A 17,145-nucleotide genomic window follows, 5' to 3' on the forward strand; every position below is an offset into this window, starting at 1 on the left:
GGATCAGTGCCGGGCGGAGCGCGGGTGCTGGTGCTCCACGACGTCGGCGACCACGCAGCTGATGTTGTCGGGGCCGCCGGAGGCGTTGGCGAGGGCGATGAGTTCGCGGACCGCCTGTTCGGGTTCCGGTGTCCCGGAGAGCACCCGACGGATCTCCTCGGTCGGCACCACGGTCGACAGGCCGTCGGAGCAGAGCAGGTAGCGGTCTCCTCGTCGGGCGTCGTGGAGGCGCATGTCGGGGGTGGCGTCGGCTCCATGGCCCAGGGCCCGTACCAGCAGCGAACGTTGGGGGTGGGAGTCGGCCTCCTCCGGGCGGATGCGTCCTTCGTCGACCATCGACTGCACCAGGGTGTGGTCGTGGGTGATCCGGAACAGCTCGCCGTCGCGCAGGAGAAGGACGCGGGAGTCGCCGATGTGGACGAGGGCCAGTTGCGATCCGGTCCAGAGCATCGCGGTGAGTGTCGTACCGGCATCCTCGTGTGATGAGTCGGCGGGTGAGGAGCCGACCCCCGTGGCGCCGTGCACTGCGTGTTCGACCCGTTCGACGGCGTCCTTGAGGACGTCGAGCAGATTGCCCGCCGGGACGCCGTCGGATTCCAGGTGCTTGAGTGCGTCGACGGCGGCCGCGCTCGCGGGGGCTCCGCGGTGGCCGTAGCCGTCGGCGACGGCGAGCAGGCGAGGACCGGCGTAGGCGGTGTCCTGGTTGCTCGCGCGGATACGGCCGGTGTCGGAGAGGGCGGCGTAGTGGATGCCCAGGGGAGTAGCGGTCGGAGGCATGGCGGGGTCCTTCCGGGTCAGATGGTCGATGAGGAAGTCGGCAAGGTCCCGCCGTGCGGCGGTGTCGGCCTCTACCTGGGCCCGGAACGCGCGGATCTCCTGGGCCGCCGGTACCGCGTCCAGCGTGCAGACTCGCTGGATGCGGGCCAGCGGCATGCCCAGACGCCGGAGCCAGGCGACCAGCCGGGCCTGTTCCAGCTGCTCCGGCGCGTAGTGGCGGTAGCCGGTCACCGGGTCGACGCGGGCGGGTGTCAGCAGGCCGAGCTCGTCGTAGAGACGCAGCGCCTTCGGTGACAGCCGCGACGCCTTCGCGAACGCCCCGATGGTCAGCAGGCTCATGCGCGTTCCTCCTCGCTCCTCCTCATGCCGGGCGTCTCTCCCGGCTCCATCGATGGTGTGGTCTCCCCCGAGGTGAAGGTCAACAGCGTCCTCGTGATGCCCCGGTGTTGCCCTTCGTGGCTGCACCAGGGGCGCCATAGGAATTCCCTGTGGCGCGTACGGGAATTACGTCTTCGCTCCTCCTTTCTTTCCGTACGTACCGTGAAACAGCTCGACGACGATGTGGGTGTTCACTGCGAATTCTTCGCGAATGCGCGTGCTGCGCACGGAGATTCCTCTTTCGTCGGGCGGGCGATGACGCGATCGAGAGGGCCGGTGGAATGGCCGAAATCGAGAGCGGATCGGGAACACGAGAACTCGCCCCCGCCCCTCCCCGCGGGGACCGCGGTCCCCGTTGCCGTCGTCATCGTCGTGATCGTCGTCATCGGGTGCGACTCGCCTCTGCCGACGGGCATTACCGAACTACACGGTCCGGAACGCGAGATACCGGCTGAAGGCTTCGTGGCTGTCGGGAGTGAAGCGCCACTCCAGCAGAGCCGACCGCAGTTCTGGCTCTGTCAGCCAGCCATGCCAGGCGACCTCATCGGGATCGGGGACCACGGCGTCCGGCACCACGGCTTCGTGCACGCCGAGCCAGTGGGGGCTCAAGCCGCTGCAGTTGATGAACGTGAACAGCAGGCGCGGCAGCGCACGAATGCCCAGCTCTTCGGCCAACTCCCGTGCGGCGGCCTGTTCATAGGACTCGCCGACATTTGCGGCGCCACCGACCTCGACCTCATGGAGCCCGGGGAAGCGCGATACCTGCTCCGACCGCCGGTGGATGAGGATCCGCCCACGCTCATCACGACACACCGTTACGGCGACCCGGTGCAGCCAACCCTCCCGTATGGCCTCTCGACGGCTGACCACCCCCAGCACGCGATCTCGACCGTCGACACGCTCCACCAATTCATCCACGTCTTCATCCACGTCTTCATCCACGTCGCACACCCTGGCAGAGCCCACCGACAACGTCGTTTCTCGGCGACTCGCGGAGGCCGGCCCCAAAGCGCCTGCACCAGGAGGCCGGACGCGGACGACGGCAGTTGTCGTGCAAATACGACACCTATCGCGCTCAGTCGCACTGGGCCGGGTGAGTGGTGTGGCGCACTTTTGCAAGCGGTCGCTTGCAAAAGTTAGCAAGACGGGTGCACCATCGGGATATGGCATCACTCAACGTCGGCAATCTTGGTGAGTACCTGCGCGAGCAGCGGCGCAACGCGCAGCTGTCGCTGCGGCAGCTCGCCGATGCCGCCGGGGTGTCCAATCCCTACCTCAGCCAGATCGAGCGCGGGCTGCGCAAGCCGAGCGCCGAGGTCCTTCAGCAGGTCGCGAAGGCGCTGCGGATCTCCGCCGAGACCCTTTACGTGCGGGCCGGGATTCTGGACGAGCGGGAGCGCGAGGAGTCGGAGACGCGGGCGGTGATTCTCGCCGACCCGTCCATAAACGAGCGGCAGAAGAGTGTGCTGCTGCAGATCTACGACTCCTTCCGCAAGGAGAACGGGTTCGAGTCCGGACCGGAATCCGGCGCGGGAGCCGGATCGGAGACCGGCGGCGGGCCCGGACCGGGGACCGGTGCGGACGGCCGCCCCGGCGACGACGGCCCGCGTGCGGCCGACGACGGAGACGTCGACGGCCCGGATTCGACGTCAAAGCCTTCAAAACCCTCACACTGAGCCCGATGATCCGGGAGGACCACAGTCATGGCCATCACCGATGACCTGCGCAAGACCCTCACCGACCCGACCCCCCTCTACTTCGCCGCCGGTACTGCCGATCTCGCCGTCGAGCAGGCCCGCAAGGTCCCGGCGCTGATCGAGCAGCTGCGCGCCGAGGCGCCCGAGCGCATCGAGGCGGTGCGCAACGCCGACCCCAAGGCCGTGCAGGAGAAGGTGACCGCGCAGGCCAAGGAGGCGCAGGCCACCGTGCAGGCCAAGGTCACCGAGGTGATCGGTTCGTTCGACAGCGACTTGCGCAAGCTGGGCGAGAACGCCCAGGATCTGGCGCTGCGCAGTCTGGGCGTGGCCGCGGAGTACGCGGTGCGGGCCCGGGAGACGTACGAGAAGGTCGCCGAGCGCGGTGAGCGGACCGTGAAGAACTGGCGGGGCGAGACGGCGGAGGAGATCGTCGAGATCGCCGTGGTCGTCGAGCCGCGCAAGGAGTCGAGGCCGACGGGCAAGGAGAGCCGGCCGACGGGCACCGCGCGGACCGCACCGGCCGCCGGGCCGGGGCAGGCCAAGGCCGCAGGTCAGGCCAAGGCTGCGGGGCAGGCCAAGGCTGCGGGGCAGAGCAAGACGGCTGGGCAGAGCAAGACGGCTGGGCAGTCCAAGGCCGCGCCCGCCGCGAAACCCGCTGCGAAGCCTGCCGGGTCGGCGAGCGGGACCCCGGCCGGGCCCGCCAGGAAGGTTCCGGTGCGCAAGCCCGCCGCGAAGAAGACCACCCCGCCGGCCGCCCAGTAGCACCCTCCGGCGCCGCAGTGCCGCCCGCGGCGGACTGCGGCGCCGCTGTGTGTACCGGGCACGGGGCGGGCGTCCTCGTGGTGACCGCCCCGTGCCCCGGTACCTTGGCCAAGAGGCGCTCATCCATTCCTTAGGCGGTGCACACCATGTTGCTCTCAGGATTCAGCACACTCATCTGGCTGCTGTACCTGGCCATGCTCGTCCTGGCCGTGGCCGCGCTGGTGATGGCCGCCATGGCCCGGGAGGACGCCTACCGGGCCGCGGACAAGCAGCAGAAGTCCTTCTGGCTCATCATCCTCGGTATTGCCGTCGCGGTGAATCTCTTCGTGCCGATGCTGTTCCTCCAACTCGCCGGCCTGGTGGCGTCCATCGTGTTCCTGGTGGACGTACGGCCCGCGCTCAGGGCGGTCTCGGGCGGCGGCGGCCGACGTGGTGGCTCCAGCAGTGACGGGCCGTACGGGCCCTACAACGGCGGGCGTTGACCGTACGCGGCGTTGGCCGGGTACACGGGCGGGGCCGATTCGGGGCGGGGGCGCGGTGCGCTCCGGCCCCGTTCGCCTTCCGGGCCCCGGCGGCGGACCCGCTTCCGGTCGTTGTCGAGCAGCAGGACCGCGACGTCATCGGTCAGCTCGCCGCCGTTGAGCTCCCGCACGTAAGCGACCGCGGCCTCCAGGAGGTCCTCCCCGGTGAGCCCCTCTGCCAGCTGCCGGTTGATCATCGCGACCATGCCGTCCTGGCCGAGCCGCCGGGTACCGTCCCCGACACGTCCCTCGATCAGCCCGTCCGTGTACATCATCAGACTCCAGGAACCGCCGAGGTCCACTTGGCGGCGCGGCCACCGGGCGCGCGGCAGCAGCCCCAGCGCCGGACCGCCGTCCTCGTACGGGAGGAGCTGCGCGGCCCGCCCGTGCCGGGCGATCAACGGGGCCGGATGGCCGGCGAGGCAGAGCCCGGCGCGGCGTCCGTCGGGGGCGATGTCGACGGTGCAGAGCGTCGCGAAGATCTCCTCGCTCTCCCGCTCGTGTTCCAGGACCTGCTGGAGCGTGCAGAGCAACGCGTCGCCGCAGAGCCCGGCCAGGGTCAACGCTCGCCAGGCGATGCGCAGCTCGACACCGAGTGCGGCCTCGTCGGGACCGTGCCCGCAGACGTCGCCGATCATCGCGTGAACGGTTCCGTCGGGGGTGCGGACCGTGTCGTAGAAGTCCCCGCCCAGCAGCGCACGGCTGCGGCCGGGGCGGTAGCGGGCGGCGAAGCCCAGGTCGGAGCCTTCGAGCAGCGGGGTGGGGAGCAGCCCGCGTTCGAGGCGGGCGTTCTCCTGGGCACGCAGCCGGGATTCGGTGAGCTGGTCCTGGGCGAGGTCGGCCCGCTTGCGTGCGACGGCGTAACGGATGGCGCGGCTGAGCAGCTGTCCGTCGAGTTCGCCGCGGAAGAGGTAGTCCTGGGCGCCGACCCGTACTGCCTCGGCGGCCAGTTCGGTGTCGTCCTCCGACGTGAGGACGAGGACCGCGTGGCGCGGGGCGATCCGCAGCATGTGCCGGAGCGGGGCGAGAGCATCGATCTCCCGGGCCGCGCCGGCTCCGTCGGCCTCCCGGGTGCCGCCGGTCCGGGCCGGGCGTGCCTCGCCCCCGGCCGCCAGGGCCAGGTCCAGCAGGACGCAGTCCACGTCGTCCGTGAGGAGCCGGCCCGCCTCGGTGAGATTGCGGGCGTTCCGGATGCGTACCCGGGTTCCGGCCGCGGCCCGGAGTTCGGGGACGGTGAAGGCACCCGCGGGGTCGTCCTCGATCACCAGGAGGGTGAGGTCGGTGCCGTGGGAGTTCTCCGCAGCGTGGAGAGGGTGTGACTGCGGCGCGGGTACGGGCATCGGTGTTCGGGTTCCTTCCCTCCCCCCGAGGGCGCGGCGGGACGACGATCGACGCCTGCCAGACGGGGACGATAGCGGGCCGCGGCCGGGGAACGGAATGGCGCACCGTGTCAGTGCCTGTCATGTACCGGTGCCATAAGCCGTGTCCCGTCACGGATCCGGCGCCACACATGGGGCAGGAGCGGGGGACGCGCGTCCTGGCATGACAAAGGTCACGTGGCCGCTCGTGGCGGCGCGAGCCGTGTTCGTCCGGGCCCGGGCAGCGCGGGATGCGCGGTGCGTGAGGGGGCTGGGACGGAGTGGGCGAGAACGGTGGACGCGCGCCGTCGGAGCGGCGGGAGAGAGGGAGGGGTGAGCCCGCCGGAGCGGGGAGTGGGAGCCGCAGGGGCGGAGGGCGTGAGCCCGGTTCCCGGAGTCCGGTGCCAGGAGCCCGACGCCCGGAGTCCGTCGCCCGGCAGGTGGGGCGTGTCCGTACGGCACGGCCCACCCCGGTCCTCGAACCACGGATCACGGACCGCGGCCCACGGACCACGAAGCCCGGACCACGGGGCACAGATCACGGGGTCCGGGCCCCGTGACGCACCGCCGCCGCGGCCGTCACTTGTCCGGACGGACCACGCCGAGGATCTGCATCGAGCCCGCGCCCGCCAGCGTGACGCTCCGGCCGGGGCGCGGTGAGTGGATGATGGCGCCGTCACCGACGTACATGCCCACATGGCTGGCGTCGCTGTGGTAGATGATCAGGTCGCCGGGGCGCATGTCCTTGATGGCGATGCGCGGCAGCAGCCGCCACTGTTCCTGCGAGGTGCGCGGGATCGGCCGGTCGGCCGCTGCCCATGCCTGCGACGTCAGCCCCGAGCAGTCGTACGAGCTCGGTCCCTCGGCCCCCCAGACGTAGGGCTTGCCGATCTGTGCGGTGGCGAAGGCCACCGCCTTCTTCCCGCTCGCGCTCGCCTCGCGGTGGATGTCCTTGAGCGCGCCGGAGCTGAGCCAGGCCGTCTGGCGCTGGTACGCGGCTTCCTGCTCCAGCTTGAGGAGCCGGGCGAGCTCCTCCTTCTTCAGCTGGGACTCCAGCTTCTTCGCCGCCGCGATCTGGGCGTTGATCTTCTTCTTGGCCTTGGCCTGCTTCAGCCGGTTGGCTTCCAGCTTCTCCCAGTTGGTGCTCGCGTCCTGGGTGTACGTCTCCAGGTCCTGCTGGGTCCTGGTCAGCTCGCCGAGGACGCCCTTGGCGGCCTGCTGGCCCTCCCGGACCCGGCTCACCCCGTCCAGGAAGAGCTGGGGGTCGTCACTGAGCATCAGCTGCGCGCCGGGCGGCAGCCCGCCGCTGCGGTACTGCTCGCGGGCCTGGGCGCCCGCCCGGATCTTCAGCTCGGCGATTTTCGCCCGGCCCTCGACGATGGCGCGGGCCAGCCTGACGATCTCGTTCGACTGCTTCTTGGCCCTCTCCGCGGCGAGGTTGTACGCGTCGGTGGCCGCCCCCGCCTTCTGGTACAGGTCGTCGATCTCCTCGCGCACCTCTTCGAGGCTCTTCGCCGGTGCGTCGGACGACTTCCGTGCCTTCGACGACTCCGACGACTCCGACGACTCCGACGACTTCGACCCGGAGTCGGAAGCGGAGCCGGAGGCGGGCTGCGAGACGGAGGGGTGTGGTGGCGAAGGGGCCGCGAAGGCCTGGACCGGCGCGGTGAGCACGGTCAGCGCGCAGACCAGAGTGATCGCGGCTGCGGCACAGTGACGTCGGTTCACGAGATCCCCCTCCGAACGAACCTGATTTACCGTCAGTAACTATTCATCGATGGCGCGATCGTGCCATGCCGTACCGAAAAGCAACAGAGGCTCACACCCGCTGTTCCGACGGACACACGGAACGAGCGGCACCCCGGGCAGCGCCCCCGAGCGCTCCGGAATCCCCCTCCCGCGCCCCCGGAAGCCCACCCGTGCTACGGGCCGTCGGCCCCATCATCTGGACGAACGGCACCCCGTGCCCGTTCCCGCCCGCTCCTTCGAGGCCGGGTCCGCCGGGACTGTTCAGCGCCCGTGCCGGGACTGTTCAGTGTCTGTGCCCGGACCGTTCAGTGTCTGTGCCGTTCGGCAGCCGTGCCCGGACCGTTCCTTGTCTGTGCCGTTCGGCAGCCGTGCCGGGACCGTTCGGCGTCTGTGCCGGGACTGTTCAGCGGTCGTCGGACCGACGGCCGGGCCGGAGGGCGTCCCAGGTCACCGTGACCTCGCCCTGGCGCCACCGCCGTACCCCGTCCGTCAACGGCCAGTCGGCCGACAGCGCCCGTACCGCCGTGATCCAGCGCTGCCGGGCACCGAGCGCGGCGTACGGGGCGGCCGAGGCCCACGCCCGGTCGAAGTCGCGCAGGAAGGCGTGGACCGGTTCACCCGGCACATTGTGGTGGATCAGCGCCTTGGGCAGACGTTCCGCGAGATCGGAGGGGCGGTCCAGGGAGCCGAGCCGGGTCGCGAACGTCACCGTGCGCGGTCCCTCCGGTCCGAGTGCCACCCACACGTGCCGGCGCCCGATCTCGTCGCAGGTCCCCTCCACCAGCAGTCCGTCCGGTGCGAGCCGGGCGCACAGCCGCTGCCAGACCTCGGCCACCTCGGCCTCGTCGTACTGGCGCAGCACGTTCGCCGCCCTGATGAGGTCGGGGCGGCGGGGGAGCGGGATCTCGAAGCCGCCGTGCACGAAGGTCAGGCCCTCGCGCTCGTACGGCAGCGCCGCCGCGACCCGTTCCGGATCGATCTCGACGCCGACCACCGCGGTGCGCGGCTCGGCCGTACGCAGACGCTGCAGGAGCTCCACGGCGGTCCAGGGGGCGGCCCCGTACCCGAGGTCGACGGCGATGGGGGCGTCGGCGCGACGCAGGGCGGGGCCATGGGTGGCGGCGATCCAGCGGTCCATGCGGCGGAGCCGGTTCGGGTTGGTGGTCCCGCGGGTCGCGGTGCCGATGGGGCGCATGACAGCGAGCGTAACGACCGTGCCGGAGGCGTGGGGCGGCCGGTCTCGGCCCCACCCCGGCCGCGGTGCGCAGCGGACACCGTAATGATTTGGTAAAGCGGAAATGAAAGGAGGGCTTCCACTGTTTCAGCGGACCGGAAGGGGCTCGGGTCCCTCCGGCGTCATGCCCTGAGTGAGGAGGACCGGACGACGTGAGTCAGTACGTCTCCCGGCTCGGCAGCAGTCTCGCCACGCCGCGCCTCAGGTTTCCCGGCGGCCACCGCAAACCCCGCCGCATCGCGATGCTCTCCGTGCACACCTCGCCCCTGCACCAGCCGGGCACCGGTGACGCGGGCGGTATGAACGTCTACATCGTGGAGCTGGCCAGGCGCCTCGCCGCGATCAACATCGAGGTCGAGATCTTCACCCGGTCCACCACCGGCGCGCTGCCCCCGGCGGTCGAGCTGGCGCCCGGGGTGCTGGTCCGGCACGTCGACGCGGGCCCGTACGAGGGGCTCGCCAAGGAGGAGCTGCCCGCCCAGCTCTGCGCGTTCACGCACGGCGTCATGCAGGCATGGGCCGGTCACCGTCCCGGCTACTACGACCTGGTCCACTCCCACTACTGGCTCTCCGGCCATGTCGGCTGGCTCGCCGCCCAGCGCTGGGGCGTCCCGCTCGTCCACGCCATGCACACCATGGCGAAGGTCAAGAACGCGGCGCTCGCGGAGGGCGACACCCCCGAACCCGCCGCCCGTGTCATCGGTGAGACCCAGATCGTCGACGCGGCCGACCGGCTGATCGCCAACACGGCGGAGGAGGCGGACGAACTGGTCCGCTTCTACGAGGCCGACCCCGGGGCCGTCGCCGTCGTCCACCCCGGCGTCAACCTGGATCGCTTCCGCCCTGCCGACGGGCGTGCCGCCGCCCGGGCCCGTCTCGGGCTTCCGCAGGACGCGCTGATTCCGCTCTTCGCGGGACGGATACAGCCGCTGAAGGCCCCGGACGTGCTGCTGCGGGCCGTCGCGGTGCTGCTGGACCAGGAACCCTCACTGCGCACCCGCATGGTCGTACCGATCGTCGGCGGTCCGAGCGGCAGTGGTCTCGCCAAGCCGGAGGGCCTGCAGAAGCTGGCGGCGCGCCTGGGCATCGCCGACGTCGTACGGTTCCATCCACCGGTCGGCCAGGACCAGCTCGCCGACTGGTTCCGGGCGGCGTCGGTGCTGGTCATGCCCTCGCACAGTGAGTCCTTCGGCCTGGTCGCGATCGAGGCGCAGGCGGCGGGCACCCCGGTCGTCGCGGCCGCCGTGGGCGGACTCCCAGTCGCTGTGCGGGACGAGGTGAGCGGCTTCCTGATCCCCGGGCACGAGCCACGGGCGTACGCGCAGGCACTGGCCCGGTTCGCGGACGCGCCGGAACTGGTCGACCGGATGGGTGCGGCGGCTGCCGCGCACGCGCAGGGCTTCGGCTGGGACACCGCTGCGTCCGCGACCGCCGACGTCTACACGGCCGCGATGCACGAACACCGCCGTCGCGTACGCTCGCACCATGGCTGACGTACCCGACGAAGCGGCACCGTCCGAGACTGCTCCGTCCGGAACGGCTCCGGCCGGAACGGCTCCGTCCGGAACGGCAACGGCCGGAACGGCGACGGCCGGACCGTCGGCTCAGGCCACTCGGGTCGCTCAGGTCGCTCAGGTCGCTCAGGTCGCGCGGATCATCGAGGCGAGCCTCAAGGACGCCGAGCTCGCATGGGAGAGCCCCGGACCGGGCGACTACGTCGTCACCCTGCCGGGCACGCGCAAGCTCTCCACCACCTGCTCGCTGCGCGTCGGCAAGCACTCGCTCTCCCTCAACGCCTTCGTCATCCGCCACCCGGACGAGAACGAGGCGGCGGTCCACCGCTGGCTGCTGGAGCGCAACCTCCGCCTCTTCGGGGTGGGATACGCGATCGACGGGCTCGGCGACATCTATCTCGTCGGCAAGCTGCCGCTCTCCGTGGTCACGCCGCAGGAGCTGGACCGGCTGCTCGGCACGGTCCTGGAGGCCGCCGACGGCGCGTTCAACACCTTGCTGGAGCTGGGTTTCGCGAGCGCGATCCGCAAGGAGTACGCGTGGCGGGTCTCGCGCGGCGAGTCCACGCGGAACCTGGATGCTTTCGCCCATCTGACCCGGCGCCCCGAGCGCTGAGCTTCGTTCCCCGCGCTTCGTTCCGTGAACTTCGTTTTCTCTGCTGGGTGAGTTCCGTTCCGCCTGCCCGGCCGAGTCCCTGACGAGATCCGGACCGAGTCCCCGACGAGACCGGGCCGAGGCCCTGACGGGACCTCGGAGACGTCAGCCTCGCGTCCGCAGCCCCGATTCCACGTCGTCCAGGGCGGAGACGAGCTGCGGGCCGACCTCCCGCCACGCCCAGTCCCGTTGCTCGCGCGGGGCGCGGCGGGGAACGGTCTCCACCAGCGTGATCAGGTAGAGATAGCAGCGGTACAGCGCCAGCCGCAGGCGCATGGACGTGTCGAACTCAGGTGCGCGTCCGGCGCCCTCCGCATACCCGGCGAGGAGGTCGTCGTCCTCCTCCGCGTTCGCGAACAGGGCGAGCGAGACGAAGTCGGCCACCGGGTCGCCCCAGAACATCCGCTCGCCGTCGACGATCCCGCCGACGGTACGGGCGTCGGACTCCCCGTCGACGAGCAAGTTGCCCTGCCAGAGGTCGAAGTGGACCGGGGCGGGCCGGGTGACGTCGTCGAGGACGGGCGAGGCGGCGGCGAACAGCGCGCGGATTCCGGCCGTCGGGCGCGGCAGACGGGCGCGGTAGGTGTCCGCGTCGGCGAGGACGGCGTCGGTCATCGCGGTGAACGCCTGCCGCCAGGTCGGCGCCAACGGCCCCAGCGCCAGGCCCGGACAGCCGAACCCGCCGGGCCCCGTGACGTCGTGGACACGGGCGACGATCCGGCCCAGGTCGCGTCGGAGCCGACGCGTCTCGGCGGCCGGCATCGCGGGATCGGCGGCGAGCTCGTGCCACGGCCGCCCGGGGCACGCCGACATGATCACGTACGGCCCGGTCGGCGCGTCCGGGGCGAATTCGGCGTGGAGCACACGGGGCACGGGCGCCGCGACGTCCGCATGGGCGTAGAACGTTGCCTCGTTGACCAGCAGATCGTGCTCGTGGCTCATCAGCGTCCCGGCGACAGCGGGTGGCGGGACCTTTACCACCCATTCGTCGCCGTCGGTGAGAACGACCCGGGTGACGGTGTTGAACGTGCCTCCGGTGAGCCGCTCGCACGCGACGATCCGGTTCTCGGTCAGGCCGACCGACCGGAGCACGGCCGAGGTGATGTCCTCTCCTCGCATGGGTGGGTTTGTCCCTCCGTGTCATGACTTCAGCGGATCGGGGTGCCGGCAGGAGCGTTCACGGGATGATCACGGCACCATCACGATCGCACCGCACGCTCCTCCTTGTTGATCAGCGAACCAAATTTCGCTTCTAAAGTGAGCCGAATTCCCAACCCCGGCTCAGAGATACGGATACGGACCATGCGCTCCATCGCCATACGCCGCACTGCCCTTGCCGCCACCGCGGCATGCGTGGCGCTGCTCGCCACCGCCTGCGGCGGCTCGGATTCCGGTTCGGGTTCCGGTGACAAGGGGGCGGATGCCAAGGGCAAGGAGTCCGCCGCCGCGAAGCCGGCTGCCAAGGCGCTGACCGCGGACGAGCTGGAGAAGGCCGCTCTGGCACAGGGAGACGTCAAGGGCCACAAGATCGCCAAGGCCGCGGCCAAGGACATCATCGCGAAGAAGGACATCAAGGCCGAGAAGGAGGTCTGTGCCCCGTTCGCGAACGCGCTGATGGGGGCCGAGGTCGGTGACCCTGCGGCGTTCACCCGGCGGACGGTCGTCAGCGAGCCCAAGAAGGACAGCCTCAAGGACAGCGCGGACACCGAGAAGGCGTTCAAGGCGGCGTTCGACATCACGACGACGCAGCTCGCGCTCGGCACGTACGACGGCAAGGGCGCGGAGGAGTCGGTCACCGCCCTGCGGACCGCGGGCACCGAGTGCGCGGGCGGGTTCACCTTCACGGCGGCCGGCGAGAAGCAGAAGGTCGGCAAGATCACCGAGGCGCAGGTCGAGGCCGGCGAGGACGCGGCCGCCTGGACGGTGGAGCTGGGCGAGGGCAAGGACAAGCTCCAGGTCAAGCTCGTGGCGATGCGTCAGGGTGCCTCTTTCGCCTCGTTCTCCGCGATGAACCTGGCCGCGGCGGGCGTCGGCGGCGACTTCGAGCTGCCGACCGCGGTGGTCGAGGCCCAGGCCGCCAAGCTGGCGTAGCCGGTAGCCCGCTGCCTGTCGCCCGCTGCCCGTGGCCCGCCCGTCTCCGGTCCGGGGGAGTGCGGGCGCGGGGGACGGTCCGGGGGAGTGCGGAGTGCGGAGTGCGGGGCCGCGAGCGGCCCCGCCCCCGTCAGGGCAGCGGCGTCAGGGCAGCGGGACGAGCCTCACCACCGTCACGATCAGGACCGACCCGGACACGTAATAGAGCACGATCGCCCCGGCGACCGTCGCCTCCCGGCGGTCGCGCTCGCTCTTGACGGCCGTGGACCCGTGCCCGTACGGGTCCAGGCCCAGGGTGCGGGCCATCTCGTCCCGGAAGACCTCGCTTTCGCGCATCTTGGCCAGGGTGTCGTCGGCGGGCGGGGCGTAGGAGATGCGGAAACTCAAGCGACGGTCCGCCTCTCGGCCTCGTCCTGGGCCAGTCGGTCGAGGATCTTCTCGGCTTCCGGGTCGGGCACGGCCTCCAGCATCCAGTGCCGCATGACCGCCTGGATCTCACCCACCCCGGCATCGTTGATGGCGCGGTCGAACTCCTCGCGTCTCTCCTCGGGCAGCGCGGCCCGGATGGCCGGAATGCTGTTGGGCACGTCGACTTCGGCGCCGCCGACGAAGGTCTTCAGGGTTTCGCCCATGATTGCTCTCCCCGCTCTCCTTGCTCTCCACGCACGGCGCGCATGGCCTGCACGGCTCGTGCGGTCGACTCCCGCCCACCCATGCAGCGGTACGCGTGCACGGGTACGGCCGGTGCGTGGCCCGGTGCTCGGCTCACGGTAGCGCCAGGCGGCACGGCGGACGCGGAACGCGCACGATACGTTCGCCGTATGGCAGGAACATCATGGGACATAGCGTTGATCGGTGGGGCGTCGGGGATCGGCAAGAGCCGACTCGCCGCGCAACTGGCGGCCGAGCGGCACGCGTTCGTGGTCGAGTTCGACGACGTGGTGAGTGCGGTCGAGGCGATGACGACTGCCGAACACCACCCCGCCGTCCACCACTTCGATGACATTCCGGACGTCTCCCGGCTCCCCACCGACCAGGTGTTGGACCTTCAGATCGCCACTGCCCGTGCCCTGGAGCCCGCGGTGCTGGGCGTGGTCCGCAACCGCCTTACCGTCGACGTGCCCGCCGTCATCGAGGGCGACTACCTCACCCCGGCCGCCGCCGCCATGGCCGTCCGCGAGAGCAACGGCTCCGGCCGCCGGGTGCGGGTGGTGTTCCTGCACGAGGACGACCCGGAGCAGATCACCGCCAACTACGCGTCCCGGGAACCCGGCAGCGGCGAACAACGACACCGCGCACAGGTCAGCGCCGATTACTCGCGATGGCTCGCCGACGCGGCGGTCCGGCACGGCCTGCCGGTGGCCGAGTGCCGCCCCTGGGACACCCTCGCGGCGCGCGTGGGGCAGTTGTTGGGGTAGGAACGGACAGGACCCCACCGGCCGGAGGGCGACCACGAACCCTTCGGTCGAAGGGGCAACCCCCGCAGCCACCGGCCGGATCCGGCGGCCCCGCCGCGCTCAGCCACGTTCATGGAACCGCGGTGCGGCCACCCGGCCCCCGTCCGTTCGGCCGACCGGCGTTGTCATACCCCCGTCGTACGCTCGGCCCATGAGCGTTTCCGTCTACTACAGCGCCCGCCGCTCGGAGCCGTTGACCGGCCCCGAGACCGCCGCGATCGAACGCGTCGTCACCGCCCGTACGGCGTCGTTCCCCTACGACGACGAGGAGAGCCTTCACCTGTACGACGCGGACGGCGACGACCAGGACGACGAGATCCTCGCCGGCTCCACCAAACTGCCGAGCGATCCCGACAGATGGATGCCGGCGATCGCCCATGTGCTCGACTCCGTCACCGAGCTGCGCCGCGCCGTGGCCGACGCGCAGTGGCACGTGCACCTGGACGACGTCGACGTCCCCTGGGACGAGACCGAGGGCTACACCCTGCCGGGCCTGCCCGGCGCATAGCCCGCCGCCGAACCCACCCCCACCGGGGACGACCGGCCGCACGCAACGACGAGCCCCCGCCCGCGGCACATCGCGGACGGGGGCTGTCGGAACACGGTGACTACTTCTTCTTGCCCTGGTTCTTCACGGCCTCGATGGCGGCCTTCGCCGCATCCGGGTCGAGGTAGGTGCCGCCCGGCTTCACGGGGCGGAAGTCGGCGTCCAGCTCGTAGACGAGCGGGATGCCGGTCGGGATGTTCAGGCCCGCGATGTCGGCGTCGGAGATGCCGTCCAGGTGCTTGACCAGGGCGCGCAGGCTGTTGCCGTGGGCGGCGACCAGGACCGTGCGGCCGGCCAGCAGGTCCGGGACGATGCCGTCGTACCAGTACGGCAGCATGCGGACGACGACGTCCTTCAGGCACTCGGTGCGCGGGCGCAGCTCCGGCGGGATCGTCGCGTAGCGCGGGTCGTCGCTCTGCGAGAACTCGGTGCCGTCCTCCAGCGCGGGCGGCGGGGTGTCGTAGGAACGGCGCCAGAGCATGAACTGCTCCTCGCCGAACTCGGCAAGGGTCTGCGCCTTGTCCTTGCCCTGCAGTGCGCCGTAGTGGCGCTCGTTCAGCCGCCAGGAGCGGTGGACGGGGATCCAGTGGCGGTCGGCGGACTCCAGCGCGAGCTGGGCGGTGCGGATGGCGCGCTTCTGGAGGGAGGTGTGCAGGACGTCGGGGAGCAGGCCGGCGTCCTTCAGCAGCTCACCGCCGCGGACCGCCTCCTTCTCACCCTTCTCCGTGAGGTTGACGTCCACCCATCCGGTGAACAGGTTCTTCGCGTTCCACTCGCTCTCGCCGTGGCGGAGGAGGATCAGCTTGTACGGTGCGTCGGCCATGGCTCCGAGCGTAATCGAAGGCGTTCGGGCGCCGTGCGGCCGGTCAAGGGGCGGACAGGCGGGGAGGGGGGCGTCGATTGACGGTCGGCGTCAATTGACTGGCGATCCGGAATCCGGCATTCGTAATGTTCGGATCGTCGCCGGGCCTCTTACCGGCGATGTTCGTCGTTCCGTACGTCCTCGGGGGGAATTCCGTATGTCTGTCGCCGGTCTCGGACGGACCGCACGTGAATCCGTGTCCGGTCTCCCCAGGGAGTTCTGGTGGCTGTGGACCAGCACGCTGGTCAACCGTCTCGGCGCGTTCGTCGCGACGTTCATGGCGCTCTACCTGACCCTGGACCGGGGTTACTCGGCCTCGTACGCCGGTCTGGTGGCCGCGCTGCACGGGCTCGGAGGCGTGGTGTCCTCGCTCGGGGCGGGGGTGATGACCGACCGGCTCGGCCGCCGTCCCACGATGCTGATCGCGCAGACCTCGACCGCGGTGTCCGTGGCCGTGCTCGGGTTCATGGTCCACCCGGTGGCGATCGCTGCCGTCGCGTTCCTCGTCGGCATGGCGAGCAACGCCTCCCGGCCCGCGGTGCAGGCCATGATGGCCGACATCGTCCGGCCCGAGGACCGGGTGCGGGCGTTCTCGCTCAACTACTGGGCGATCAACCTCGGCTTCGCGGTCTCGTCGGCCGGGGCCGGGTTCGTCGCCGAGTACAGCTATCTCGCCGGTTTTCTCGGTGAGGCCGCGATGACGCTGGCCTGCGCGGTCGTCGTCTTCGCCAAGGTGCCCGAATCACGGCCCGAGGAGACGGCGGCGCCCGGCCGGGCCGCCCGCGGCGACGTGGACGAGGTCCGGCTCTCCACCGTGCTGCGCGACGGACGCTTCATGGGTGTCGTCGGGCTGTCCTTCGTGATCGCGCTGATCTTCCAGCAGGGGTACGTGGGACTGCCGGTGGCCATGGGGGCGGACGGGTTCTCCAGCTCCGACTTCGGTACGGCCGTCGCCGTCAACGGAGTGCTGATCGTGGTGCTCCAGATCCCGGTCACCCGCTTCATCGAGCACCGCGATCCGCGTCGGCTGCTCGTCGTGTCGTCGTTGCTGGCGGGATACGGCTTCGGGCTCACGGCCTTCGCCGGGTCCGTAGCCGTGTACGCGCTGACCATCTGCGTCTGGACGGTCGCCGAGATCGTCAATTCGCCGATCCAGAGCAGCCTGGTGGTCCGGCTCTCGCCCGCCCGGGGCCGGGGCCGGTACCAGGGCATGTACACGATGTCCTGGTCCGCCGCCGCGCTGATCGCGCCGCTGATGTCGGGCGTGGTCATCGACCGCTTCGGGGCGGAGTGGCTGTGGGGGGCGTGCGCGGTCCTGGGCACCGGGGCGGCGCTCGGCTACTGGCTGCTGATGCGGAACCTGCCGGGGGAGACGGCGGCGAAGGCCGAAACCGGCCGCGTGGCGGAGACGGGCGGTGGCGCACGGAGCGAGCGGCGGCAGCCCGTCCCCGAGCAGTCGCCCCCCAAGCAGTCGACCCCCGGGCAGCCTCCCGCGAAGGCGTCCGTGGAGGCGTCCGCGAAGGTTGGCTGACCGGCATCTCGCATC

General features: G+C 70.9%; 18 protein-coding genes. 9 read left to right on the forward strand and 9 right to left on the reverse strand.

The window, feature by feature from the left end; translation table 11 throughout:
* Window positions 1–3 precede the first annotated feature (3 nt).
* Window positions 4–1,116 carry a MerR family transcriptional regulator gene (locus ACFC79_RS29350; protein ID WP_376246158.1) on the reverse strand — a complete coding sequence of 371 codons (1,113 nt, stop codon included), beginning with the start codon at window positions 1,114–1,116 and terminating at the stop codon, window positions 4–6.
* Window positions 1,117–1,578: 462 nt separating this feature from the next.
* Window positions 1,579–2,097, reverse strand: a complete 519-nt coding sequence (locus ACFC79_RS29355; RefSeq protein WP_376246161.1) for an NUDIX hydrolase — start codon at window positions 2,095–2,097, stop codon at window positions 1,579–1,581.
* A 221-nt stretch (window positions 2,098–2,318) separates the two neighbouring features.
* Between ACFC79_RS29355 and ACFC79_RS29360 the strand changes: the two genes are divergently transcribed.
* The 3 genes from ACFC79_RS29360 (at window position 2,319) to ACFC79_RS29370 (ending at window position 4,096) form a co-directional block, all read left to right on the forward strand.
* Window positions 2,319–2,831 carry a helix-turn-helix domain-containing protein gene (locus ACFC79_RS29360; protein WP_376246164.1) on the forward strand — a complete coding sequence of 171 codons (513 nt, stop codon included), beginning with the start codon at window positions 2,319–2,321 and terminating at the stop codon, window positions 2,829–2,831.
* Between the two features lie 27 nt (window positions 2,832–2,858).
* Complete coding sequence (locus ACFC79_RS29365; RefSeq protein WP_376246167.1) at window positions 2,859–3,614, forward strand: hypothetical protein; 756 nt, start codon at window positions 2,859–2,861, stop codon at window positions 3,612–3,614.
* A gap of 146 nt (window positions 3,615–3,760) precedes the next feature.
* Entirely contained in the window at window positions 3,761–4,096 is a 336-nt protein-coding gene (locus ACFC79_RS29370) for a DUF2516 family protein (protein ID WP_376246170.1), read from the forward strand.
* On the opposite strand, the gene ACFC79_RS29375 is transcribed toward ACFC79_RS29370, so the two are convergent.
* The 3 genes from ACFC79_RS29375 to ACFC79_RS29385 form a co-directional block, all read right to left on the reverse strand.
* Window positions 4,078–5,475, reverse strand: coding sequence for a PP2C family protein-serine/threonine phosphatase (locus ACFC79_RS29375; RefSeq protein ID WP_376246172.1), 1,398 nt, complete (start codon window positions 5,473–5,475; stop codon window positions 4,078–4,080). The two genes, ACFC79_RS29370 and ACFC79_RS29375, sit on opposite strands and share 19 nt — an antisense overlap.
* Before the next feature lie 597 nt (window positions 5,476–6,072).
* A complete protein-coding gene (locus ACFC79_RS29380; protein ID WP_376246175.1) occupies window positions 6,073–7,221 on the reverse strand; it encodes an NlpC/P60 family protein in 1,149 nt (382 codons plus the stop codon).
* A gap of 424 nt (window positions 7,222–7,645) precedes the next feature.
* Window positions 7,646–8,437 (reverse strand): class I SAM-dependent methyltransferase, encoded by a 792-nt coding sequence (locus ACFC79_RS29385; protein ID WP_376246178.1) that lies wholly within the window; start codon window positions 8,435–8,437, stop codon window positions 7,646–7,648.
* A gap of 191 nt (window positions 8,438–8,628) precedes the next feature.
* Between ACFC79_RS29385 and mshA the strand changes: the two genes are divergently transcribed.
* Window positions 8,629–9,969, forward strand: a complete 1,341-nt coding sequence (gene mshA / locus ACFC79_RS29390) for a D-inositol-3-phosphate glycosyltransferase (RefSeq protein ID WP_376246181.1) — start codon at window positions 8,629–8,631, stop codon at window positions 9,967–9,969.
* Window positions 9,970–10,129: 160 nt separating this feature from the next.
* On the forward strand, window positions 10,130–10,603 hold the full coding sequence (locus ACFC79_RS29395) for a YbjN domain-containing protein (protein ID WP_376246322.1): 474 nt from the start codon (window positions 10,130–10,132) through the stop codon (window positions 10,601–10,603).
* A gap of 144 nt (window positions 10,604–10,747) precedes the next feature.
* Here the strand turns inward: ACFC79_RS29395 and ACFC79_RS29400 are convergent, their stop codons facing one another.
* On the reverse strand, window positions 10,748–11,761 hold the full coding sequence (locus tag ACFC79_RS29400) for a phosphotransferase family protein (protein ID WP_376246183.1): 1,014 nt from the start codon (window positions 11,759–11,761) through the stop codon (window positions 10,748–10,750).
* Between the two features lie 183 nt (window positions 11,762–11,944).
* Here ACFC79_RS29400 and ACFC79_RS29405 point away from each other — a divergent pair, with 183 nt between their 5' ends.
* A complete protein-coding gene (locus ACFC79_RS29405; protein WP_376246186.1) occupies window positions 11,945–12,733 on the forward strand; it encodes a hypothetical protein in 789 nt (262 codons plus the stop codon).
* A 144-nt stretch (window positions 12,734–12,877) separates the two neighbouring features.
* Here ACFC79_RS29405 and ACFC79_RS29410 read toward each other — a convergent pair whose 3' ends face one another.
* Window positions 12,878–13,120, reverse strand: coding sequence for a hypothetical protein (locus ACFC79_RS29410; protein ID WP_376246188.1), 243 nt, complete (start codon window positions 13,118–13,120; stop codon window positions 12,878–12,880).
* Window positions 13,117–13,365 carry a hypothetical protein gene (locus ACFC79_RS29415; RefSeq protein ID WP_376246191.1) on the reverse strand — a complete coding sequence of 83 codons (249 nt, stop codon included), beginning with the start codon at window positions 13,363–13,365 and terminating at the stop codon, window positions 13,117–13,119. Before ACFC79_RS29415 ends, ACFC79_RS29410 begins: the two co-directional genes overlap by 4 nt.
* A gap of 189 nt (window positions 13,366–13,554) precedes the next feature.
* Between ACFC79_RS29415 and ACFC79_RS29420 the strand changes: the two genes are divergently transcribed.
* Both ACFC79_RS29420 and ACFC79_RS29425 read left to right on the forward strand, forming a co-directional pair.
* Window positions 13,555–14,151 (forward strand): AAA family ATPase, encoded by a 597-nt coding sequence (locus tag ACFC79_RS29420; protein WP_376246194.1) that lies wholly within the window; start codon window positions 13,555–13,557, stop codon window positions 14,149–14,151.
* A 190-nt stretch (window positions 14,152–14,341) separates the two neighbouring features.
* Window positions 14,342–14,698, forward strand: coding sequence for a hypothetical protein (locus ACFC79_RS29425; RefSeq protein ID WP_376246197.1), 357 nt, complete (start codon window positions 14,342–14,344; stop codon window positions 14,696–14,698).
* 100 nt (window positions 14,699–14,798) lie between these two features.
* Here ACFC79_RS29425 and ACFC79_RS29430 read toward each other — a convergent pair whose 3' ends face one another.
* Window positions 14,799–15,560 carry a phosphoglyceromutase gene (locus ACFC79_RS29430; RefSeq protein ID WP_376246200.1) on the reverse strand — a complete coding sequence of 254 codons (762 nt, stop codon included), beginning with the start codon at window positions 15,558–15,560 and terminating at the stop codon, window positions 14,799–14,801.
* A gap of 196 nt (window positions 15,561–15,756) precedes the next feature.
* Here ACFC79_RS29430 and ACFC79_RS29435 point away from each other — a divergent pair, with 196 nt between their 5' ends.
* Window positions 15,757–17,130: an MDR family MFS transporter gene (locus ACFC79_RS29435; protein WP_376246203.1), complete on the forward strand. Its 1,374-nt coding sequence runs from the start codon at window positions 15,757–15,759 to the stop codon at window positions 17,128–17,130.
* Window positions 17,131–17,145: the final 15 nt, after the last annotated feature.

The sequence above is a fragment of the Streptomyces sp. NPDC056061 genome (assembly GCF_042266885.1).
Classification (GTDB): domain Bacteria; phylum Actinomycetota; class Actinomycetes; order Streptomycetales; family Streptomycetaceae; genus Streptomyces.